This window comes from Roseateles asaccharophilus (assembly GCF_031458115.1).
GTDB lineage: Bacteria > Pseudomonadota > Gammaproteobacteria > Burkholderiales > Burkholderiaceae_C > Pelomonas > Pelomonas asaccharophilus_A.
This window is the reverse complement of sequence record NZ_JAVDXV010000009.1, coordinates 283,452-302,001: the sequence shown is the minus strand read 5'-3', so window position 1 is coordinate 302,001 and position 18,550 is coordinate 283,452. Positions and strand designations below refer to the sequence as shown.

Sequence of the window (18,550 nt, the reverse complement as noted above, 5' to 3'; positions counted from 1 at the left end):
AAAGCTCATAATTTGCCTGGCAACCATTCGCTTATCGAATCCAATGCGCGACTTGCAGATCGACTGGCTCCAGTGTTTCGTCGCCACGGTGGACGCCGGCTCGCTGTCCGGCGCGGCCGGTGAGGTTCATCGCTCGCAGTCGGCCGTCAGCATGCAGATCAAGAAGCTGGAGGACGCCGTGGGCCATGCGCTGCTGCTGCGCGGGCCGCGGCTGCTGCAGCTGACGCACGAGGGCCAGACGCTGCTGGGCTATGCGCGGCGCATGCTGGACCTGCAGGCCGAGGCGCAGGCCGCGCTGCATGGCGAATCCATCTCCGGCGTCGTGCGGCTGGGCGTACCCGACGACTACGCGAGCCAGTACCTGACGCCGGTGCTGAAGCGCTTCGCGCCGCGCCACGGCGGCGTGGAGATCCAGCTGGACTGCGAGCAGTCCACCGCGCTGATCCCGCGCGTGCAGCGTGGCGAGCTGGATCTGGCGCTGGTGTCGCGCGACCACGCCCGGCGCGGCACGCTGCTGTTCCATGAGCCCATGGTGTGGGTGGGCTCGCCGCAGTTCGACGTGTGGACGCGCGACCCGCTGCCCATCGCCGTCTACGAGGAGGCCAGCCTGGGCCGGCGCAGCGCGATCAACGCGCTGGCGCTGCAGGGCCGGCGTTACCGCATCGTCTACAACAGCTCCAGCCTGGCCGGCCAGATCGCTGCCGTGGAGGCCGGCCTGGCCGTGGCTGTGCTGACGCAATGCAGCGCGCCGCCGCACCTGCAGCGGCTGGGTGCCGAGCATGGCCTGGGGCCGCTGGCGCCCATGGAGGTGGCCGTCTACCGCAGCCAGGCGTCCAAGGGCAACAAGGCGGTGGACAGCCTGCAGCAGATGCTGGTGCAGACGCTGAGGCAGGCGACACTGGCGGCCCCATGAGAAAGATTCTTCAAGCACTGCACGATCGCCTGCCCGCCTGGGCGGCCGACTGGCTGGACATCCTGGTGCCCACGCTCGAGGTCACGCTCATCGTGCTGATCGCGTGGCTGCTGATGCGGGTCATGCGCCAGCTGATGCGCCGCCTGACCGCCTCGTATGGCCTGCCCCTGCACGTGACGGACATCTTCCTGCGCGTGGTGGCCGTGCTGGTCTATGCCGGTGCGCTGCTGTGGGCGCTGGAGCGCATGGGCGTGTCGGGCGCCGTGCTGTGGACGGCGTTCACGGGCTTTGCCACCGTGGGTGCGGTGGCCTTCTTTGCCGCCTGGAGCGTGCTGTCCAACCTGTTCTGCACGCTGCTGATCTACGTGACGCGGGCCTTTCGCATCGGCGACGTCGTGGAGCTGCTGGAACCCGGCCACACGGTGGGTGTGAAGGGCCGGGTCATGGACATCAACATGGTCTACACGACCTTGCAGGAAAGCGGCGACCTGCAGGACGGCGTCAGTCTGCAGCTGCCCAACAGCCTGTTCTTCCAGCGCACGCTGCGCCGTTGGCACGGCGCGGCCGCCGAGCGCCAGGACCCGGCGCCGCGGGGCGTCGACGAGCACGAGGGCGGCTGAACTCAGCCGTGCCAGCGCCGCGTCGCGCGGCGCACCACCTCGGCCAGCAGGTGCTCGTCGGCCTCGATCTGGCGCAGCCAGGTCGCGTCGTTGCCCGAGCCCGCGATCTCGCGGCGCAGGTATTGCAGCGCGGGCTCGGCGCGCAGGTCGGCGGCGTGGCCGTCCAGGCGGCTCAGCACGGCCAGCAGGTCGTCGCGAAGCACGCGGTGCTCGCCGGTCTCGGGGTCCACGAAGGTGCCGTCCAGCCCGAAACGGCAGGCCTGGAAGCGGTTGAAGGTGTAGGGCAGGTAGTCGTCCTCGCTGAGCTTGAACGGCTTCTCCACGGTGATCCAGTGCGCCAGGCACTGGATGAAGCCGGCGATGGCGGCCGCCTTCTCGATGGTCAGCGGCGTGTCCAGCACGCGGACCTCGATGGTGCCGAACTCGGGCTTCGGGCGGATGTCCCAGTAGAAGTCCTTCATGCCCGAGACCACGCCGGTGCGGGTCATCTTGTCGAAGTACACGCCGAAGTCGTCCCAGGTCTGCACGAACGGCGCGCGGCCGCTGAGCGGGAACGCGAACACCGAGTTCAGCCGCGCCGAGTCGAAACCGGTGTCCTCGCCCTGCACGAACGGCGACGACGCGGCCAGCGCGATCAGGTGCGGGATGAAGCGGCTCATGCCGTGCAGCAGCACCAGCGCTTCATCGGCGCTGGGGCAGCCCACGTGCACGTGCTGGCCGAAGATGGTGAACTGCTTGGACAGATAGCCGTACAGCGACGACAGCTCGTGGAAGCGCGGCGTCTCGAAGATGCGCTGGCGCTTCCAGTGCTGGTAGGGGTGGGTGCCGCCGCCGCACAGGCTCACGTCCAGCCGCTCGGCGCAGTGAACCAGCGCTGCGCGGATCTGGCCCAGCTCCGACAGCGCCTGGTTGTAGTCGGCGCAGACACCGGTGGACAGCTCGATCATGCTGCTGGTGATCTCGGGCTTCACGTCGCCCGGGATCTTGTGCTTCTCCATCAGCCGCAGCAGGTCGCCCGACACCGGTGCGAGGTCGTAATCGTCGTTGTTGACGATCTGCAGTTCCAGCTCGACGCCCAGCGTCAGCGGCTTGGATTTGGAAAACTCGCCCAGGCTCATCAGGAGCCCTCCTTCTTGTTCTGCTTCAGGTGCCAGAAGCGCTTGGGCGCCGGTGGCAGCTCGCCCGCCAGGCGCAGCGCGAACTGCACGGCGATGGGGCCGATCAGTTCCAGCACGGCGATGCTGGCCAGGATGATGGGCACGGCGCCCTTGGCCAGTTCGGGCTCGGCGCGCATCAGCTCGCTGAGCATGACCAGCGCCGTGGCGGACAGCGGCGTCATCGTGATGGACAGGGCCAGGCCTTGCTTCAGGCTGGCGCCCGACCAGCGCGACAGCGAGACGATGGCCACCGCCTTCGCGACGAAGCGCGTGACCAGCAGCGCCAGCGCCGCGAAGCCGCCGGCGACGAGGATCTGCGGTGTCCATGCCGAGCCGACGATGACGAACAGTATCAGCACCAGCGCGGCTCCCACCGTGCCGAAGTGGCGTGGCCACACCCAGGGACGTTCGCTGGTGTTGCGCAGCAGCAGGCCGGCCAGCAGCGGCATCAGCAGCGTGGACACGCCGATGGCGCGCGCCGCGACGATGGAGAACGCGACCAGGCCGAACAGAAGCACAGCGGCGCTCTCGTTGCGCAGGTCCAGCCGGCGTGCGGCCAGGTAGGTGCCCCCGGCCAGCAGCGCGGCCACGCCCAGCGTCGTCAGCAGCGAGATGGACAGGCCGGCCAGCGCCTGCCCCAGGTTGCCGCCGTCGTCGGCGGCCCACCAGGTGCGCATCAGTGTCAGCGCGACGACGGCATACAAGGTGTTCAGCGCGGTCAGCAGCGACGCGCGCTGCGTGACCTGGCCCTCGGCGCCCAGCTCCAGCGCAACGCGGCCCGACACCGCGGCCGGCGCCGGCATCGCGAGGATGGCGCAGGCGATGGCCGTGGGCCAGCCGACATCGAACAGCCGCATGACGAAGGCCACGGCCAACGCGCTGAGCGTGGCCTCCAGCAGGCTGGTGAGCGCCAGGCCCGGGTTGCGGCGCAGCCAACTCAGCCGCACGCGACTGCCGATCTCGAACAGCAGCAGGCCCAAAGCCAGGTCCGTGACGATCTGCGCGGCGCCGGACAGCGGCATCACCACGCCCTGGCCGAACAGCGCGGCCACGCAGCCGGCCAGGGTGTAGCCCACCACGCGCGGCAGCCGCGTCGTGGCGGCGATGAACTCGCCGGCCAGCGCGCCGGCCAGCAGCACGCCGACGACAAACATCAACTCGCTCGATGGAGTGACAGCCAGTCCGGCCCACACGCGGGCCCCACTGTCCAGAGCAATCATGCAGTCTCCCTTGAGGTTTGGGCCAAGCCTAGTTGGGTGTAACAAGCTGCTTTGTAGGCCAAGACGCCGAAATGACCCTGCGGCGGCGTCCGGGACAATGCGCTCATGCAGCTTGTCAGTGTCAATACCGCCCGCATCGAGCATTTCGTTGCGACCAACGGCCAGTCGCTGGACTCGGCCATCCGCAAGCGCGCCCGCACGGGCACCGTCGCCGTTGGCCCGCTGGGCCTGGACGGCGACGAGCAGGCCGACCCGACCGTGCACGGCGGGCCCGCCAAGGCCGTCTATGCCTACCCGCAGGAGCACTACGCGTTCTGGCAGACGGTGCGCGGCCAGGCCAAGGTGGCGGGCGAGCTGCAGCCGGGCGACTGCGGCGAGAACCTGACGCTGCTGGGCCTGCAGGAGAGCCGCGTCTGGCTGGGCGATGTGCTGCGCTTCCCGGACTGCGAACTCATCGTGTCGGAGCCGCGCTATCCCTGCTTCAAGTTCAACGCCCACATGGGCTTCAACCAGGCCGCCAAGCTGATGGTGCAGAGCGGCTATTGCGGCTTCTACCTGGCCGTGAAGCGTGAGGGCACGATTGCCGCCGGCCAGAGCTTCGAGCTGATTCCAGGCGCGCGGGAGATCGGTGTCGTGGAGCTTTTCAAAGCCAAGATGAAAAAGGCATGAGCCCCTCGCCCAACCCCGCCGCGCTGAACGCGGGTGTGCCTGGTCGGGACCGCGCTGCGACCGGTGGCCGCAGCGCTTCGGCAGGCACGACAAGTCCACAGGACTTGGCGTGTCCGGCCTCAGCCCCCGAGGGGACGGCGATGCCCGCGGCATCGAGCCGCGAGCACATCGCCAGGGCGGGCCGGCTTGGGAGCGGCCCGGCGCTCGGCCCGCAAGGCCGATGAAACGACGGTCGCTTCTGCTCGCCGGCTTGCTGCCGCTGGCGGCCCATGCCGGACCGGTGTTGAAGGTGGGGCCCAGCCATGCGGTCAAGTCGCTGGCCGCGGCAGCCCGCCAGGCCAAGGACGGCATGCTCATCGAGGTGGACGCCGGCGAATACGTCGCCGACGTCGCCGTATGGACACAGCAAGACCTGACGCTGCGCGCCGTCGGCGGCCGGGTGCAGCTCATCGCGGCCGGGGCCCATGCGCAAGGGAAGGCCTTGTTCGTCACGCGCGGGCAACGCATGCGCATCGAGGGCTTCGACTTCATCGGCTGCACGGTGCCCGACCGCAACGGCGCCGGCATCCGCTTGGAGGCGGGCTCGCTGACCTTGGTGGACTGCGGCTTCCGCGACAACGAGAACGGCGTGCTGACGTCCAACGACGAGAGCGTGGAGCTGGACATCGTGGACTGCGACTTCGGCCCCATCCCGCTGCGCAAAGGCGCGACGCACAACCTCTACGTGGGCGCGATCAAGCGCCTGGCCGTCACGGGCAGCTATTTCCACCACGGGCTGCTGGGCCATCTGCTGAAGAGCCGCGCCGCCGTCAACCACATCCTCTACAACCGGCTGACCGACGAGATCGGCGGCCGCGCCAGCTACGAGCTGGAGTTCCCCAACGGCGGCGTGGCGGTCGTCATGGGCAACCTCATCATGCAAAGCTCCACGACGGAGAACCCGCATGTGATCTCGTTCGGCGTGGAGGGCGCCAAATGGCCCAGGCAGGCGCTCTACCTCGTGAACAACACGCTGGTGGACCAGAAGCCCAGCGGCGGCATCTGGCTGCGCGTGACGCCGCCACAGGCCGAGGTCATGCTGGCCAACAACCTGCTGGTGGGCACGCCCAAGCTGGCAGCGGACGGCCACTGGACGCGGCGCGCCAACTTCACGGCCGACTGGGACGAGTTCGTGCGCGCGTCGCGCGAGGACTTCCGCCTCAAGCCCGGCTCCCCGCTGCGCGGCAAGGCGCAGGACATGGGTGAGGCCGAAGGGCTGAAGCTCAGCCCGTCGCGCGAGTACCGGCATTCGCGTGGCACCGTTGCGCTCAGCGGTCCCGCGCGCAGCCCCGGTGCCTTCCAGTCTTGATCAGGCCGCGGTCGGATAGTCCGTGTAGCCCTCGGCACCGCCGCCGTAGAAGGTCTCCTTCTGCGGCGCGGCCCACGGCAGGTTGTCGCGCATGCGGTCCACCAGGTCGGGGTTGCTGATGAAGGGCCGGCCGATGGCCACCGCGTCGGCCTTGTTGCTGGCGACGGCGTCCAGTGCCATCGCGCGGTCATAGCCGTTGTTGGCGATGTAGGGGCCTTTGAACCGGCGGCGCAGCTCGGCGTAGTCGAAGGGCGCGTTGTCGCGCGGGCCGCCGGTGGCGCCTTCCACCACCTCCAGGAACGCCAGCTTCAACGGGGCGAGCTGGTCGGCCACGTAGTTGAACAGGGCCTGCGGATCGCTGTCCTGACCGATGTCGTTGGCCGGCGTGACAGGGCTCAGGCGCAGCGCCGTGCGGCCCGGGCCGATGGTGTTGGCGATGGCGGTCATCACCTCGATCAGCAGCCGTGCGCGGTTGGCGATGGAGCCGCCGTATTCGTCCGTGCGGTCGTTGGCGCTGTCGCGCAGGAACTGCTCCAGCAGATAGCCGTTGGCGCCATGCACCTCCACGCCGTCAAAGCCGGCGGCGATGGCGTTCTTTGCGGCCTGCACATAGTCGGCAATCAGCTGCGGAATCTCGTCGGTGCGCAGCGCGCGCGGCTCGCTCGTGGGCACCAGCTCGCCATGCGCCGCGTACGTGCGGCTCTTGGCCGCGCGGGCCGTGGACGACACCGGCTGCTGCCCGCCCGGCTGCAGGCTGTTCACCGAGATGCGGCCCACATGCCACAGCTGCACGACGATCCTGCCGCCCTCGGCATGCACCGCGTCGGTCACCTGCTTCCAGCCGGCGATCTGCTCGGGCGAGTGGATGCCCGGGGTGTCGAAATAGCCCTGGCCATCGGGGCGGATCTGCGTGGCCTCGGTGATCAGCAGGCCGGCACTGGCGCGCTGGCGGTAGTACTCGACGGTCAGCGCGTGCGGCGTCTGGTTGGGCGAGCGGTTGCGCGTCAGCGGCGCCATGACGACGCGGTTGGCCAGCTGGATGTCGCCGAAACGGACGGGGTCGAACAGGGTGGTCATGGAGCGCAAGGGGAACGAAGGATGGCGCGCAGGCTAAGCCCTGATGGGCATCCCTGCGCAGCGTGCGGTTGCTGCGGGATGTGCTAACGCGGCGTTGGCGAGCCGCAACGAAGCACGCATGCGGTGCTTGCGCTTTGCGGCACGGGTGCCCATCATTCGCGCCCTTGCTGAAGGCGCCCACGACAGCGCCCGCAATTGGAGATCCCTGCCATGTCCTCCCTGTTCATCTCGACCATCGACTGAACACGGTTCCCGAGCCCCGGCTGAACCGTGTCTGTTCCCAGATACGGCCTCAGACCGCGCGGCGAAAGCAAAGCCCCGCTGCCCTTTGAGCCGGGGCTTTTGCTTTTCGGAAACCGAATGAGTGACCAACTCCGTTCCCGTGCCTTGCAAGAAGGCCGGGTCAAGGCCTTGCGCCGCATGAAACAGCCGATGACGCTGGTGCTCGAAACGAGCCCCGGCGCACGCGACCCCGTGGCCCGCGCGCTCAGCGCACGTGGCCTGCGCGGCGCCGGCCAACACATCCAAAGCCGCGGTGCCCAGCGCCGCGCCGACCGCGTGGCGCTACAGGCGCTGCTGCGAAGAAAGGATTGGGATGAGTGATTCCCACGACGAACTGCGCGCGCAGCTGGCGCTGAAGAACCAGCAGCTGCAACAGATCGCCGCCCAGCTCAAGACCGAGCTGTTCGGCATCGACGCCATCATCGACCGGGTCATCGACTCGGTGCGTGCCTGGGTGCTGATGCCCGAGCTGGTGACGCGGCCCGTCATCGTCTGCCTGTGGGGTCTGACCGGCACCGGCAAGACGCAACTGGTGCGCCGCCTGGCGCAGCTGCTGGGCTTCTACGACCGCTTCGTGGAAGTGCAGATGGACGGCTTCTCCAACGGCGCGGGCTGGCGCGGCGCGCAGAGTATCTCCGGCATGCTGGCGCAGAGCGGTGTGCGCGAGGGCGAGCCGGGCATCCTGGCGCTGGACGAGTTCCAGCGCTTTCGCACCATCGACCAGAAGCGGGGCGAGCTGCGCGTCGAGCGCTACCAGGACGTCTGGGGGCTGCTGTCCGATGGCCGCTTGCCGCCGGCGCTCTCGCTGCTGGGCGACATCGAATCGTCCATCGCCGAGGCCGCCTTCGATGCCGAACGCGCCGATGCTGACGAGGTCAAGCGCCAGTTCAAGCTGCGCAGCTGGGAGGCCCGCGAGCTGCAGCGCAACCTCAAGCTCGACGAGCCGCTGCTGGAGATCATGGCCTGGACGCCCGAGCAGATCCAGCAGCGCCTGCGCGAGTTCCGCGAAAGCGGCCAGCAACGCTGGGACACCGACTACAGCCGCCTGCTCGTCTTCGTCTGCGGCAACCTCGACGAGATGTACGAGGACCTCGCCACCAGCGTGGATGACTGCGACAGCGACGCCGACACCTTCCACGCGCTGACGGGCAAGCTGAGCGTCATCGACGTGAAGCAGGCGCTGAACAAGCGCTTCAAGCCCGAGCAGGTGGCGAGACTGGGCAACGAGCACATCGTCTACCCGTCGCTGTCGCGCCGCGCCTATGAGCAGTTGATCGCGCAGGGCTGCGAGCGCTACGCCGGCGAGACCGAGGCGCGCTGCGGCCTGCGCTTCGAGCTGGCCGCCAGCCTGCGGGAGCAGATCTACGCCAACGCCGTGTTTCCGGCCCAGGGCACGCGGCCGCTGTTCTCGTCGCTGCATGCCATCCTCGGTGCCGGCCTGGCCAAGGCCGCGCTGTGGGCGCTGGAGCATGGCGCGGTGCATGGCGATACGGTGCGCCTCACGGCCGACGGCCGCAGCCTGACGGCGCATTGGCGCGAGCAATCTCAGGCCATCGCCGCGCCGTTCGAGATCAGCCGCCTGCGCCAGCGCAACAACGCCGACTTCCGCGCGCTGCTGGCCGTGCACGAGGCCGGCCACGGGCTGGTGCACGCGCTGCTGTTCTGCCGTGCGCCCACCGAGATCAAGATCCATGTCGCCAGCTTCGAGGGCGGCTACAACGCCTACACCTCGCGCAAGGTCTGGTCGCGCCAGAACCTGCTGGACTCCATCTGCACCAGCCTCGCCGGCCGCGCCGCCGAGCGGCTGGTGTTCGGGCCCGGCATGAGCTCCAGCGGCGCCGAGAGCGATCTGCGCAAGGCCACGGAATCCGCGGCCCGCATGCTGCGGCACCTGGGCCACGGCGAGCGCGTGAGCCGCTGCGACGTGACCACCAACAGCGAGGACAACTTCTGCACCGACGTGGAGGCGAGCAACGCCCCCATCGAGGCCTTGCTGCGGGCCGAGCACGAGCGAGCGACGCATCTGCTCGACACGCACCGCGACGCCTTGCTGGCGGTGGTGGACGAACTTCTGGCCCACGGCCAGATCACGCCCGCGCGCTTCGCCGCCGTCACTGGCCTGGCGCTGGGCCGGTCGGAGGACGAGCTTGACCCTTACGACGAGCGGTTGGCGGCCTTCCGGCAGGAAGCGACACTCGCCGCTCGCGTTGCCAAGGAGTGCCTTGAAGCCGTCTGACCGCATTGAACGCTTCGTCGCCGCGATGAACATCCAGCCCACCGATCGGGTGCTGGAAATCGGCTGTGGCCACGGCGTGGCGGCGGGGCTGGTGTGCGCGGCGTTGACGACCGGGAGCTATGTGGCCCTGGACCGCTCCGCCAAGATGATCGCGGCGGCAGCCAAGCGCAATGCCGCTTTTGTCGACGATGGGCGGGCGCTCTTCGTCCATGCCGGGATGGAGGCCGCCGAGTTGGGCCGTGCCAGGTTCGACAAGGTGTTCGCGATGCGCGTGCGGTTGTTCCAAGACGAACCGGAGCGGGCGCGGGAACTGGCCGAGCGCTGGCTCGCGCCGGGTGGCCGGGTGTTCGTCGAGTACGACGCGCCCGGAGGTGCGGCATGACGGTGGCAAACCCGGTGCGGATAGCGCCGCTGTCGGCACACCCCGACGCCTTGCCCCTGCTGCGGCGCTGGTTCGAGCAGGAATGGCCCGACTACTACGGCCCCGGCGGCGAGGGTGATGCCGCACATGACCTGCGGGCTTTTGCGGGTTCGGGCAATGGCTTGCCATTCGCACTGGTGGCGCTGCGAGACGGGGTGGTCTGCGGCATCGCGGCGCTGAAGGCCCAGTCCATCGCCAGCCATGCTCACCTCACGCCCTGGGCGGCCGCTGGGCTGGTGGAGCCCGGCCAGCGGCGTGGCGGCATCGGTGCGTTGTTGCTGCAAGGCCTGGTGGACGAAGCGCGGCGGCGCGGCCATGCGTTTCTGTACTGCGGCACGAGCACGTCCGAATCGCTGCTGCAGCGGCAGGGGTGGGAGTTGCTGGAGCGAGTGATGCACGCCGGGCAGCCGCTGGGGGTGTATCGGAAGGCGCTGTGACGCCCGGTCAGCTCAAACAGCCAGGCCCGTTCGAAACGTCTCTTGCGGTGACCGTGCTGGCATCATCAGCGTCCTCGCTGGAAAGCTGTAAGCGCGTGCCGCTTTTGTCGAGAATTTAATGACCGTTTAGCCCGGCAACTTTCGGAGAAAGTGTTGATGAATCAAATGCTTGTCGACGATCAATCGAGGGGCGCAGGGCGACTGCATAAGCGGCGCTGACTGTCTCCCGAAAACACGTTAGACCTCGCAGATGAATCACCGCTTGCCTGCCGCGATCAATCAGTGGCATGTTGAATTCGATCCGTATGGATTTGCCAATAAAGTGGACTGGCTGAAGCAGGCTGAAAAGACAGAAGACATTCTTCAGCTTGCTCATGTCTACTCGGATGGCCCAATCATCGATGTGGGCTTCTACATCCATGTGTTTCGCGGCTTTGTGATTAGGAATGGAGATTGGGACGATCCGCTTGAGTCTTATGAGACTGAGTCCGAGGGCGACATGGAAAACTGGATCTATTCGGCATTGGATCGATATGCCAATGGCTTCTGACCCTCAGGCAAGGTCTAGCCATTCATTGCAGCGGACCTGCGCCAGCTGCGCTGGCTGGTCCGCTGAATTCAAACGTTAGTCTTCACCACACCCACTGCCAGCATGCGAAACATTTGCCTCATAGCGCTTACTGCTGTCTGCGCAGCCGCGCACTCGCAGTCCGCCGTCGAGCGCGCGGCCAAAGACGATGAACTCGTCTTTATGCGTGACCAGGAACCAGCCATGCAGAAGGCCTTTGATAAGGCGGCGGCGACCTTGGATGAATTTCTTCAGAAGGCCAAGGTCCCTTCCGCTGATCACACGTCCTTCGCTCTTAAAGTGGCCATAAGCCAAGGCAAGGACACGGAGTACTTCTGGGTGAACAACTTCACTGAGAAGGATGGTGCGTTCGAGGGCGAGATCGGAAACGAGCCCAGGATGGTCAATACCGTGAAGTTCGGTCAGAGGTACCGGTTTCCTCGCTCGCGTGTTGTGGACTGGACCTACATCGACAAGGTCCAACGCAAGATGGTTGGCAACTTCACGCTGTGCGCGTTGCTCACGAAGGAGTCGAAGCAAGACGCACAGGCGATGAAAAAGCGCTTCAAGCTGGATTGCGACTGGTTGCAGTGACGCATAGCTATTCCGTCGGGCTGGCGTGAGTCCATTGCGTGTGTCTACGTCAGCCGCTCACGTATAACGTTGGTCTGCAAAGCCCCCCATGCCCGTCCCTCCGCACCTTCAAGCGTTCTGGAGCGAGTTCCGCCTTGCCACGGGCACGGACGATGACAGCCGCTACTACGACGTCTGTGTCTTCGGAGACAGCCAGCAACTCGCCGACGAACTTGCCGATCTGGTGCTGCGTGGCATCAAGCGAGCTACAGCAGGGTCGTTGGCGTCTTACCAGGATCAAGGAATACGCGCCCCGAGGGCGGGCGATCTCAGCATCGTCACGGGCTGGGCGGGTCAACCGCTTTGCGTCATTGAGACGCAAGTCGTTGAAGTCGTGCCTTTCAACGAAGTCACCGCCGAGTTTGCGGCAGTCGAGGGTGAAGGCGACGGGTCGCTTGCCTTCTGGCGCCAGGAGCACAGGCGGTATTTCGAAATGGAGTGCGTCAAGGCGGGCCGGCACTTCGACGAAGGCATGTTGCTCGCTTGTGAGCAATTCAGAGTCGTCTATCAACCTCGGCCCATTGAGGCATAGCCAATCAGCAAGCCGGAGAGAGAACAGCGTCCGGCCAGGGCCCGGTCTGGCATGGCTCAGGACATCAGCAGGAGTGCCGGCAGCGCGCTGAACGCCACCGCCACCGTCGCCAACGCCGCAGCACCCTGCGAACAACGGTAGTGCAAGCCCGGCAACGAGCCCACCGCGCGCAGGCCGCGCAGCCTCAGCGCATGCACGCCCAGCGCTAGCAACGCGATCGCGGTTGCGACCCAAGCAACGACATTCGCCATCCGCTGCTGCGGCCACACCAGCTCGCTCGCCGCCCAGCACACCATGAAGTGCGCAAACCAGATCGTCAAGGCCGTCAGCAACGGTGGCCAGGGGGACGGGGGTTTCATCACCCACCACCCCATGGCAGCACGCGCGGCAGCAGCAGGCCGGCCGTGCCTTCCATCGCCGCAAAGATGAACAGGATGCGCAGCGCCTCCAGCGTCTTGTTGGCCGGGCCGGGCGCCAGGCCGCGCATCCAGCGCAGCGCGTAGTAGAGGGCCGACAGCCCCACCGCGACGACGACGCTGCCGTGCCAGGCCAGCATTGCGAACACCGCCGCGCCCTGGCCGCTGGCATCGCCGCGCAGGCCGGCCTGCCACCAGTCGCGCAGGTCCAGCGCCAGCGCGGCGGTGAGACACAGCGCGCTGGCGGTCATCAGCGCCGCGCTGGCGCCGCTGCCGCGTTTCCACTTGGCCATCATCGGCCGGGCGGCATAGGCACAGCCCGCAGCGGCAACCAGCAGCGCAAGACCCGGGACCAGCGTGCCGCGCGGCGCCGCCACGCGCCACCATTCAGGATGCGCACCGTGCAGGTACAGGTAGCCGAACATGGCCATCAGGAAGATCATGCCCAGCGTGATGCACAGCAGCACCGCGGCCCACCAGCCGTGGGCCTGCGGGCCGGCGACGTAGGTGGGCAGCTGGATGCCGGCTCCGGCATCGACGGTCTTCTGCTCGACGTGCCGGTCGTTGAACCACACCCAGCGCATCAGGCACACCACGGTCAGCACCGCGCACACGGCGCTCAGTGTCAGCGCCTGCACGGTCAGCAGCAAGAAGGCGCCGGCCGTGAACACGGCGGACAGCAGCGGCCACCAGGACGGCCCCGGCATGATCTGCACGTACTGCGGCTCGGCGCGCGTGGGGCTGGTGATCAGCGTCTCGCGCTGGCCGGTGGCGGTGCCGGGCAGGAAGTAGCGGCCGGCTTCCACGTCGGTGGCGAGTTGCGGGTCGGCCCACAGCGGCTCCAGGTCGTGCACGACCGGGATGGAGCGCACGCCGTAGTTGCCGGTCGACAGCCACTCCAGCGTGCCGCCGTGGAACACGTTCATTGCATTGCCGCCGCTGCCCCAGCGCAGGTAGCACCGCAACGCATCGACAAGGAACAGCGCTACGCCCGCCGCCATCACGAAGGCGCCCACGGTGGAGATCAGGTTGGGCATGTCCCAGGCGCGGTCGGGCAGGTAGGTGTCCACGCGACGCGGCATGCCCATCAGGCCGCTCAGGTGCATGGGCAGGAAGCACACGTGCACGCCGGTGAAGCACAGCCAGAACACCCAGCGGCCCAGCCGCTCGGACAGCTGGCGGCCGTTGATCATCGGCGTCCAGTAGTAGAAGCCGGCCAGCAGCGGGAACACCATGCCGCCGATGAGCACGTAGTGGAAGTGCGCGACGACGAAGTAGGTGTCGTGCGCCTGGCCGTCGAAGGCCACCATGCCCACCATCACGCCGGTCAGCCCGCCCATCACGAAGATCAGGATGCCGCCGACGAGGAACAGCGACGGCACGTTGCGCTGCACCTTGCCGGCGGCCAGCGTGCAGATCCACGCGAACACCTGCGCGCCGGCCGGAATGGCCACCGCCATCGACGCCGCCGAGAAGTAGCCCGCCGACAGCCCCGGCAGGCCCACGGTGAACATGTGGTGCGCCCACACGCCGAAGCTGATGAAGCCGGTGGCGATCATCGCGAGCACCACCAGCTCGTGGCCGACGAGCTTCTTCTGCGCGACGGTGACGACCATCGTGGACACCATGGCCGACGCGGGGATGAAGATGATGTAGACGTCCGGGTGGCCGAAGAACCAGAACAGGTGCTGGTACAGCAGCGGGTCGCCGCCGCGCGTGGCGTCGAACAGCGGCCAGTTGAAGGCGCGTTCCAGCTCCAGCAGGAAGGTCACCATGATCATGGCCGGGAAGGCCAGCAGGATCATCACGCCGAAGATCAGGATGGCCCAGGCGTAGACGGGCATCTTCGCCAGCGTCATACCGGGTGCGCGCGTGCGCAGCACCCCGACGACGAGCTCGATGGCGCCGGCGATCGCGCTGATCTCGATGAAGCCTATGCCCAGCAGCCAGAAGTCGGCGTTGATGCCCTTGGAGTACACGCCCGAGCTGAGCGGCGGGTACATGAACCAGCCGTCGGACGGCGCGAGGCTGAAGAAGATGGAGCTGAAGAAGACCGTGCCGCCGATGGCGTAGGCCCAGTACGAGTAGGCCGACAGGCGCGGGAAGGGCAGGTCGCGCGCCGCGATGATTTGCGGCAGCAGCAGCACGGCGACGGCCTCGATGGCCGGCACGGCGAACAGGAACATCATCACCGAGCCGTGCATCGTGAACAGCTGGTTGTAGGTCTCCTGCGGCACGACGCCGGCCATGGGCGCGGCGAGCTGCACACGCATAACGAGCGACAGGATGCCCGCCGCGACGAAGAAGCCGAAGGCCGTGACGATGAACAGGAAGCCGATGAAGTTGTTGTTGACGGCACTGAACGCGCGCCAGCCTTTGGGTGTTTCCCAGACCTTCTCCAGCGCCTCCAGCTCGCCGGCCGGGCGGCCGCCTTGCGTGGGGAAGCGGGCGTAGAGCTTCGTGTCGAAGCCGGTCTCCGACGGTTCGGCGTTCTGCACGGCGCCATGCACGCCGGGAGCGGCGGGCTGCGTCACGCTCGCGCTCCTTGCTGAGCTTCGCCGCAGCCAGAGGGCATGGCGCCCGCGGGCCGAGCGCCGGGCCGCTCCCAAGCCGGCCCGTCGTGGCGATGTGCTCGCGGCTCAATGCCGCGGGCATCGCCGTCCCCTCGGGGGACCGACCGGACACGCCCGCGTCCAGCGGTGCGGGGCTGGGCGAGGGGCATCATTTCAACGACTCCATGTAGCTCGCCAGCGCATTCAGCTCGTCGGCCTTCAGCGAGCGGTAAGCCGGCATGCGGTTGTTGGGCTTGATGGACTGGCTGTCGGCGATCCAGCCGATCAGCGTCGCGCGCGTGTTGGGCAGGATGCCGGCGCCCAGCGACAGCCGCGAGCCCACGTGCGTCAGATCCGGCCCCGCGATGCCTTGCGCGTCGGTGCCGGCCACTCGGTGGCAGGCCGCGCAGCCCACCTCGTTGAACAACTGCCTGCCGCGCAGCGCCTCGACGCTGAGCCCGGCGGGTGCGGGCTTGAGCCGCGCGTCCATCCAGCGCTGCCAGTCCGCCGCCTCGTGCGCGACGACGACAAAGCCCATCAGCGAGTGCGCGCCGCCGCAGAACTCGGCGCATTGGCCGCCGTAGCTGCCGGGCTTGTCGGCCTGCAGCTTGAGCCGGTTGGTGCGGCCCGGGATCATGTCCATCTTGCCGCCCAGCTTGGGCACCCAGAAGCTGTGGATGACGTCCTCCGACACCATGTCCACGACGACCGGCCGGCCCACCGGGATGTGCAGCTCGTTGGCATCCGCATGCAGCTCGCGGCCGGCCGCGTCGAGGTAGCTCACGCGCCACCAGTACAGGTTGCCCGACACGCGCATGCGCAGCTCGTCGCCCTGGATGGTGGTGAGGCCTCGCACCAGCGTCAGCCCCCACACGAGAAGCAGCAGCAACACGCCGGCCGGAATGACCAGGCCGAACCACTTCACGACGCGTTCGCCGCCCAGCTTCGCGCGCAACGCGTCGCTGCCGTAAAGCGCTACCCACATCGCCACGCAGACGAGCAGGAAGATCGCCACGGCGCCCGCCATCAACACCCAGGCCAGTGTGGTGACCGAGTTGGAGAACGGGCCCGCCGGGTCCAGCACCGGCGGCGGCCAGCCCTTGAAAGCCTCAGCGAAGCTGGAGGAGGTAGGCGCTGACATCGCGGGCTTCCTGGTCGGTCATGGGAATGCCCGGCATCGCGGTGCCGGGAATCTGGGCGGGCGCGTTGCGCACGAATTGCATCAGCACGCCAGGCTGGTTGGGCAGGCGGCCGGCGATCAAGCCTTGTTTGCCGAATTGCTCCAGCGACGGCCCCAGGCCGCCTCGCGGCCACTTCACGTCGGGGAAGGCATGGCAGGCCACGCAGCCCTTGTCGGTGACCAGCTGGCGGCCGCGGCGCGCGTCGGCGTCGGCCAGCGTGGGCGTGCGGTCGGGCGGGCCGTCGCAGGCGGTGAGCAGGACGATGAAGCACAGGGCTGGCGCGCGCCTTGCCATGAGGTCAGTTGCCATGCGCCACCTGCCTCTCTTCTGCCTTCTGCTGCTCACGCTCACGGCCTGCACCGACCGCATGGCGCCCAGCGATGACCGCTGGGGCCGCAGCGGCGAGCTGATCGCGATGAGCGGCGGCGAGGGCGGGGCGCGCTATGCCTGCGTGAGCTGCCATGGCGCGCGCGGCGAGGGCAACGGCTTCGACGCTCCGCGCCTGGCCGGTCTGCCGGCGGGCTATCTGCAAAAGCAGATGGAGGACTACGCGCTGGGCCTGCGACCCCACGACGTGATGCGTGACGTGGCGCGCTTCCTGGACAGCCACGAGCGCGTCCGCGTGGCGAACCACTACGCGGCGTTGGCGGTTCCAGCCGGCGACACCACCGCTCCGCCGGCCGCCAACGCGCTGTACACACGCGCCTGCCAGCAATGCCACGGCGCCGATGCCAGCGGCACGCCGCTGGGCCCGCCGCTGGCCGGCCAACCCGCTCTCTACCTGGCCCAGCAGCTGCAGGACTGGCAGGTGGCGAAGCGGCGCAATGATGGCGAGCATGAGATGTTGAAGGTGGCGCAGGCGCTCAGTGCCGACGAGGTTCACGAGCTGAGCCGCTATCTGTCGCAGATCCCACCACGCCCGGCTGGTCCGGCCCGTTGAGATCCAGCATGGACGGCAGCACGCGGTCGCGCTTGAACACGTAGTGCAGCACCGCCGCGCCCGCATGACCGGGGATGGACAGCGCGGTGATCCAGACGATCCACAGATGCGCTGTCGCCGCACCCTGCATCAGCGTGAACTGCAGCTGCTCGGACAGCTGGTGGAACGGCAGGTTGGGGACCGGGATGACGCCGGCGATGGACAGCGGCAGGTCGCCCGGCAGCGTGGACCACATGACCCAGCCGCTGATGGGCAGCGCGAAGAAGCTGAAATAGAACCACACCTCCACCGCGTGGCTGGCCTTGCCGGAGAGCGAGTCCTCGTCCACGTTCTCCGGCGTGCCGATCTGGCTGCGCCACAGGAAGCGCAGCGAGCCCAGCACCATGAGGGTCAGGCCGACCTCGGCATGCGTCTGGTAGCCCAGCAGCTTGTCGCCGCCCACCGGCAGCCGGCCCAACCACCAGCCATAACCCAGCTGGAAGATCATCAGCGCCGCCATCACCCAGTGGAAGGCCACGCCGATGGGCGAGTACAGCCCGCGCCGGTGGTGGCCTTCGGCCCACTCGATGGCCTGGACGAGGTTCATGCAGCCTTCAATCCGCGTTCGGCCTGCAGCCAGCGCCAGCCGATGGCGAGGGCCGCGGCCAGGTAGGCCAGGCTGCCCGGCGCCCACATCAGCAGGCCGGCCAACTGCTGGTCCTCCAGCGGCGACACGCCCCAGGCCAGCGTCGAGGCGATGTGCGGCTCGTACAGCGGCTGCGCGGCAAACAGGATCAGCGCGCCGAGCAAGCCCATCAGCACCATCGTCACGAGGATGGCGCCCATCGCCGCGGCCGGCGCGGCGCGCCGCACGGCCATCCAGAAGACCGTCGCGCTGGCGAGCAGCGACAGCTGCATCAACGCGTAGATCGCGTTCGAGGACAGGGCTGCCGCATACGGCGCGGGCACATGCCACAGCCAGAACACGGCGGTGGCAACGGCCGTGCTCGTCCACAACGGCACACGGCGCGGTGCCAGGCCAAATGCGGCCAGCGGCGCGATGGCCAGCACCAGTGCCATGTGATGCGCCACGCGCACCGTGAAGAAGGCCGAGCTGAGCGCGCACAGCGGCGACACATAAAGCAGCACCGCCAGCGCCCAGGCCCAGCGCAGCGCCACGCGCGGCTTTGCGCCCGGCCACCACAGTGCCAGCGCCAGCAGCGCCAACGCGGCGAGCAGCACGGGGTCGAGGTTCCAACGGCCCAGCCACTCGCTGGGGCCCGGAGCCTCGCCGCAATAGGGAATCCAGCGTCGCGCGTCGTCCATGCCCCGGCATGGCACGCGGCTTGCCCGCCCTTTCTGCTGCGCG

Annotated in this window: 21 protein-coding genes; 12 read left to right on the top strand and 9 right to left on the bottom strand. The window is 68.1% G+C overall.

Going from position 1 to position 18,550, the window contains the following annotated elements:
- The first annotated feature begins 43 nt into the window (after positions 1-43).
- Positions 44-913: a LysR family transcriptional regulator gene (locus tag J2X21_RS22290; protein WP_310332291.1), complete on the top strand. Its 870-nt coding sequence runs from the start codon at positions 44-46 to the stop codon at positions 911-913.
- Positions 910-1,533, top strand: a complete 624-nt coding sequence (locus tag J2X21_RS22285) for a mechanosensitive ion channel family protein (RefSeq protein ID WP_310332290.1) — start codon at positions 910-912, stop codon at positions 1,531-1,533. The genes J2X21_RS22290 and J2X21_RS22285 overlap by 4 nt, the downstream gene beginning before the upstream one ends.
- 2 nt (positions 1,534-1,535) lie before the next feature.
- Here the strand turns inward: J2X21_RS22285 and J2X21_RS22280 are convergent, their stop codons facing one another.
- Together J2X21_RS22280 and J2X21_RS22275 are read right to left on the bottom strand one after the other, a co-directional pair.
- On the bottom strand, positions 1,536-2,651 hold the full coding sequence (locus tag J2X21_RS22280; RefSeq protein ID WP_310332288.1) for a YbdK family carboxylate-amine ligase: 1,116 nt from the start codon (positions 2,649-2,651) through the stop codon (positions 1,536-1,538).
- Positions 2,651-3,910 (bottom strand): cation:proton antiporter, encoded by a 1,260-nt coding sequence (locus J2X21_RS22275; RefSeq protein ID WP_310332287.1) that lies wholly within the window; start codon positions 3,908-3,910, stop codon positions 2,651-2,653. The genes J2X21_RS22280 and J2X21_RS22275 overlap by 1 nt, the downstream gene beginning before the upstream one ends.
- 105 nt (positions 3,911-4,015) lie before the next feature.
- On the opposite strand from J2X21_RS22275, the gene J2X21_RS22270 reads away from it, so the two are divergent.
- A complete protein-coding gene (locus J2X21_RS22270) occupies positions 4,016-4,579 on the top strand; it encodes an MOSC domain-containing protein (RefSeq protein WP_310332285.1) in 564 nt (187 codons plus the stop codon).
- 220 nt (positions 4,580-4,799) lie between these two features.
- Complete coding sequence (locus J2X21_RS22265; RefSeq protein ID WP_310332284.1) at positions 4,800-5,927, top strand: right-handed parallel beta-helix repeat-containing protein; 1,128 nt, start codon at positions 4,800-4,802, stop codon at positions 5,925-5,927.
- Here J2X21_RS22265 and J2X21_RS22260 read toward each other — a convergent pair whose 3' ends face one another.
- Complete coding sequence (locus tag J2X21_RS22260) at positions 5,928-7,004, bottom strand: alkene reductase (RefSeq protein ID WP_310332282.1); 1,077 nt, start codon at positions 7,002-7,004, stop codon at positions 5,928-5,930.
- 360 nt (positions 7,005-7,364) lie between these two features.
- Between J2X21_RS22260 and J2X21_RS22255 the strand changes: the two genes are divergently transcribed.
- The 7 genes from J2X21_RS22255 (at position 7,365) to J2X21_RS22225 (ending at position 12,113) form a co-directional block, all read left to right on the top strand.
- Positions 7,365-7,607 (top strand): hypothetical protein, encoded by a 243-nt coding sequence (locus J2X21_RS22255; protein ID WP_310332280.1) that lies wholly within the window; start codon positions 7,365-7,367, stop codon positions 7,605-7,607.
- On the top strand, positions 7,600-9,522 hold the full coding sequence (locus J2X21_RS22250; protein ID WP_310332278.1) for an AAA family ATPase: 1,923 nt from the start codon (positions 7,600-7,602) through the stop codon (positions 9,520-9,522). The genes J2X21_RS22255 and J2X21_RS22250 overlap by 8 nt, the downstream gene beginning before the upstream one ends.
- On the top strand, positions 9,509-9,904 hold the full coding sequence (locus tag J2X21_RS22245; protein ID WP_310332277.1) for a class I SAM-dependent methyltransferase: 396 nt from the start codon (positions 9,509-9,511) through the stop codon (positions 9,902-9,904). Before J2X21_RS22250 ends, J2X21_RS22245 begins: the two co-directional genes overlap by 14 nt.
- On the top strand, positions 9,901-10,380 hold the full coding sequence (locus tag J2X21_RS22240; RefSeq protein ID WP_310332276.1) for a GNAT family N-acetyltransferase: 480 nt from the start codon (positions 9,901-9,903) through the stop codon (positions 10,378-10,380). Before J2X21_RS22245 ends, J2X21_RS22240 begins: the two co-directional genes overlap by 4 nt.
- 250 nt (positions 10,381-10,630) lie before the next feature.
- Positions 10,631-10,930 (top strand): hypothetical protein, encoded by a 300-nt coding sequence (locus tag J2X21_RS22235; protein WP_310332275.1) that lies wholly within the window; start codon positions 10,631-10,633, stop codon positions 10,928-10,930.
- Between the two features lie 102 nt (positions 10,931-11,032).
- Positions 11,033-11,542 (top strand): YegJ family protein, encoded by a 510-nt coding sequence (locus tag J2X21_RS22230; RefSeq protein ID WP_310332274.1) that lies wholly within the window; start codon positions 11,033-11,035, stop codon positions 11,540-11,542.
- Between the two features lie 88 nt (positions 11,543-11,630).
- Entirely contained in the window at positions 11,631-12,113 is a 483-nt protein-coding gene (locus J2X21_RS22225; RefSeq protein ID WP_310332272.1) for an ASCH domain-containing protein, read from the top strand.
- 56 nt (positions 12,114-12,169) lie between these two features.
- Here the strand turns inward: J2X21_RS22225 and J2X21_RS22220 are convergent, their stop codons facing one another.
- The 4 genes from J2X21_RS22220 to J2X21_RS22205 form a co-directional block, all read right to left on the bottom strand.
- Positions 12,170-12,472, bottom strand: coding sequence for a hypothetical protein (locus J2X21_RS22220; RefSeq protein WP_310332271.1), 303 nt, complete (start codon positions 12,470-12,472; stop codon positions 12,170-12,172).
- Entirely contained in the window at positions 12,472-15,063 is a 2,592-nt protein-coding gene (locus tag J2X21_RS22215) for a cbb3-type cytochrome c oxidase subunit I (RefSeq protein ID WP_310332270.1), read from the bottom strand. Before J2X21_RS22215 ends, J2X21_RS22220 begins: the two co-directional genes overlap by 1 nt.
- A gap of 187 nt (positions 15,064-15,250) precedes the next feature.
- Entirely contained in the window at positions 15,251-16,222 is a 972-nt protein-coding gene (coxB, locus tag J2X21_RS22210) for a cytochrome c oxidase subunit II (protein WP_310332268.1), read from the bottom strand.
- Positions 16,191-16,571, bottom strand: a complete 381-nt coding sequence (locus J2X21_RS22205) for a c-type cytochrome (RefSeq protein WP_310332266.1) — start codon at positions 16,569-16,571, stop codon at positions 16,191-16,193. Before J2X21_RS22205 ends, coxB begins: the two co-directional genes overlap by 32 nt.
- On the opposite strand from J2X21_RS22205, the gene J2X21_RS22200 reads away from it, so the two are divergent.
- Positions 16,570-17,202: a c-type cytochrome gene (locus J2X21_RS22200; protein WP_310332265.1), complete on the top strand. Its 633-nt coding sequence runs from the start codon at positions 16,570-16,572 to the stop codon at positions 17,200-17,202. The two genes, J2X21_RS22205 and J2X21_RS22200, sit on opposite strands and share 2 nt — an antisense overlap.
- Here J2X21_RS22200 and J2X21_RS22195 read toward each other — a convergent pair.
- Positions 17,126-17,788 carry a cytochrome b gene (locus J2X21_RS22195; protein ID WP_310332263.1) on the bottom strand — a complete coding sequence of 221 codons (663 nt, stop codon included), beginning with the start codon at positions 17,786-17,788 and terminating at the stop codon, positions 17,126-17,128. The genes J2X21_RS22200 and J2X21_RS22195 overlap by 77 nt on opposite strands.
- Positions 17,785-18,507, bottom strand: a complete 723-nt coding sequence (locus J2X21_RS22190; RefSeq protein WP_310332262.1) for a cytochrome c oxidase assembly protein — start codon at positions 18,505-18,507, stop codon at positions 17,785-17,787. The genes J2X21_RS22195 and J2X21_RS22190 overlap by 4 nt, the downstream gene beginning before the upstream one ends.
- Positions 18,508-18,550 lie beyond the last annotated feature (43 nt).

Bases quoted from the DNA above. Each gene is read 5' to 3' on its own strand.
- J2X21_RS22190 (WP_310332262.1), bottom strand. From the start codon at position 18,507: ATGGACGACGCGCGACGCTGGATTCCCTATTGCGGCGAGGCTCCGGGC.
- coxB (WP_310332268.1), bottom strand. From the start codon at position 16,222: ATGTCAGCGCCTACCTCCTCCAGCTTCGCTGAGGCTTTCAAGGGCTGG.
- J2X21_RS22195 (WP_310332263.1), bottom strand. From the start codon at position 17,788: ATGAACCTCGTCCAGGCCATCGAGTGGGCCGAAGGCCACCACCGGCGC.
- J2X21_RS22220 (WP_310332271.1), bottom strand. From the start codon at position 12,472: ATGAAACCCCCGTCCCCCTGGCCACCGTTGCTGACGGCCTTGACGATC.
- J2X21_RS22285 (WP_310332290.1), top strand. From the start codon at position 910: ATGAGAAAGATTCTTCAAGCACTGCACGATCGCCTGCCCGCCTGGGCG.
- J2X21_RS22235 (WP_310332275.1), top strand. From the start codon at position 10,631: ATGAATCACCGCTTGCCTGCCGCGATCAATCAGTGGCATGTTGAATTC.
- J2X21_RS22240 (WP_310332276.1), top strand. From the start codon at position 9,901: ATGACGGTGGCAAACCCGGTGCGGATAGCGCCGCTGTCGGCACACCCC.
- J2X21_RS22265 (WP_310332284.1), top strand. From the start codon at position 4,800: ATGAAACGACGGTCGCTTCTGCTCGCCGGCTTGCTGCCGCTGGCGGCC.
- J2X21_RS22255 (WP_310332280.1), top strand. From the start codon at position 7,365: ATGAGTGACCAACTCCGTTCCCGTGCCTTGCAAGAAGGCCGGGTCAAG.
- J2X21_RS22260 (WP_310332282.1), bottom strand. From the start codon at position 7,004: ATGACCACCCTGTTCGACCCCGTCCGTTTCGGCGACATCCAGCTGGCC.
- J2X21_RS22290 (WP_310332291.1), top strand. From the start codon at position 44: ATGCGCGACTTGCAGATCGACTGGCTCCAGTGTTTCGTCGCCACGGTG.
- J2X21_RS22200 (WP_310332265.1), top strand. From the start codon at position 16,570: ATGCGCCACCTGCCTCTCTTCTGCCTTCTGCTGCTCACGCTCACGGCC.
- J2X21_RS22225 (WP_310332272.1), top strand. From the start codon at position 11,631: ATGCCCGTCCCTCCGCACCTTCAAGCGTTCTGGAGCGAGTTCCGCCTT.
- J2X21_RS22205 (WP_310332266.1), bottom strand. From the start codon at position 16,571: ATGGCAACTGACCTCATGGCAAGGCGCGCGCCAGCCCTGTGCTTCATC.
- J2X21_RS22270 (WP_310332285.1), top strand. From the start codon at position 4,016: ATGCAGCTTGTCAGTGTCAATACCGCCCGCATCGAGCATTTCGTTGCG.
- J2X21_RS22280 (WP_310332288.1), bottom strand. From the start codon at position 2,651: ATGAGCCTGGGCGAGTTTTCCAAATCCAAGCCGCTGACGCTGGGCGTC.
- J2X21_RS22230 (WP_310332274.1), top strand. From the start codon at position 11,033: ATGCGAAACATTTGCCTCATAGCGCTTACTGCTGTCTGCGCAGCCGCG.
- J2X21_RS22275 (WP_310332287.1), bottom strand. From the start codon at position 3,910: ATGATTGCTCTGGACAGTGGGGCCCGCGTGTGGGCCGGACTGGCTGTC.
- J2X21_RS22250 (WP_310332278.1), top strand. From the start codon at position 7,600: ATGAGTGATTCCCACGACGAACTGCGCGCGCAGCTGGCGCTGAAGAAC.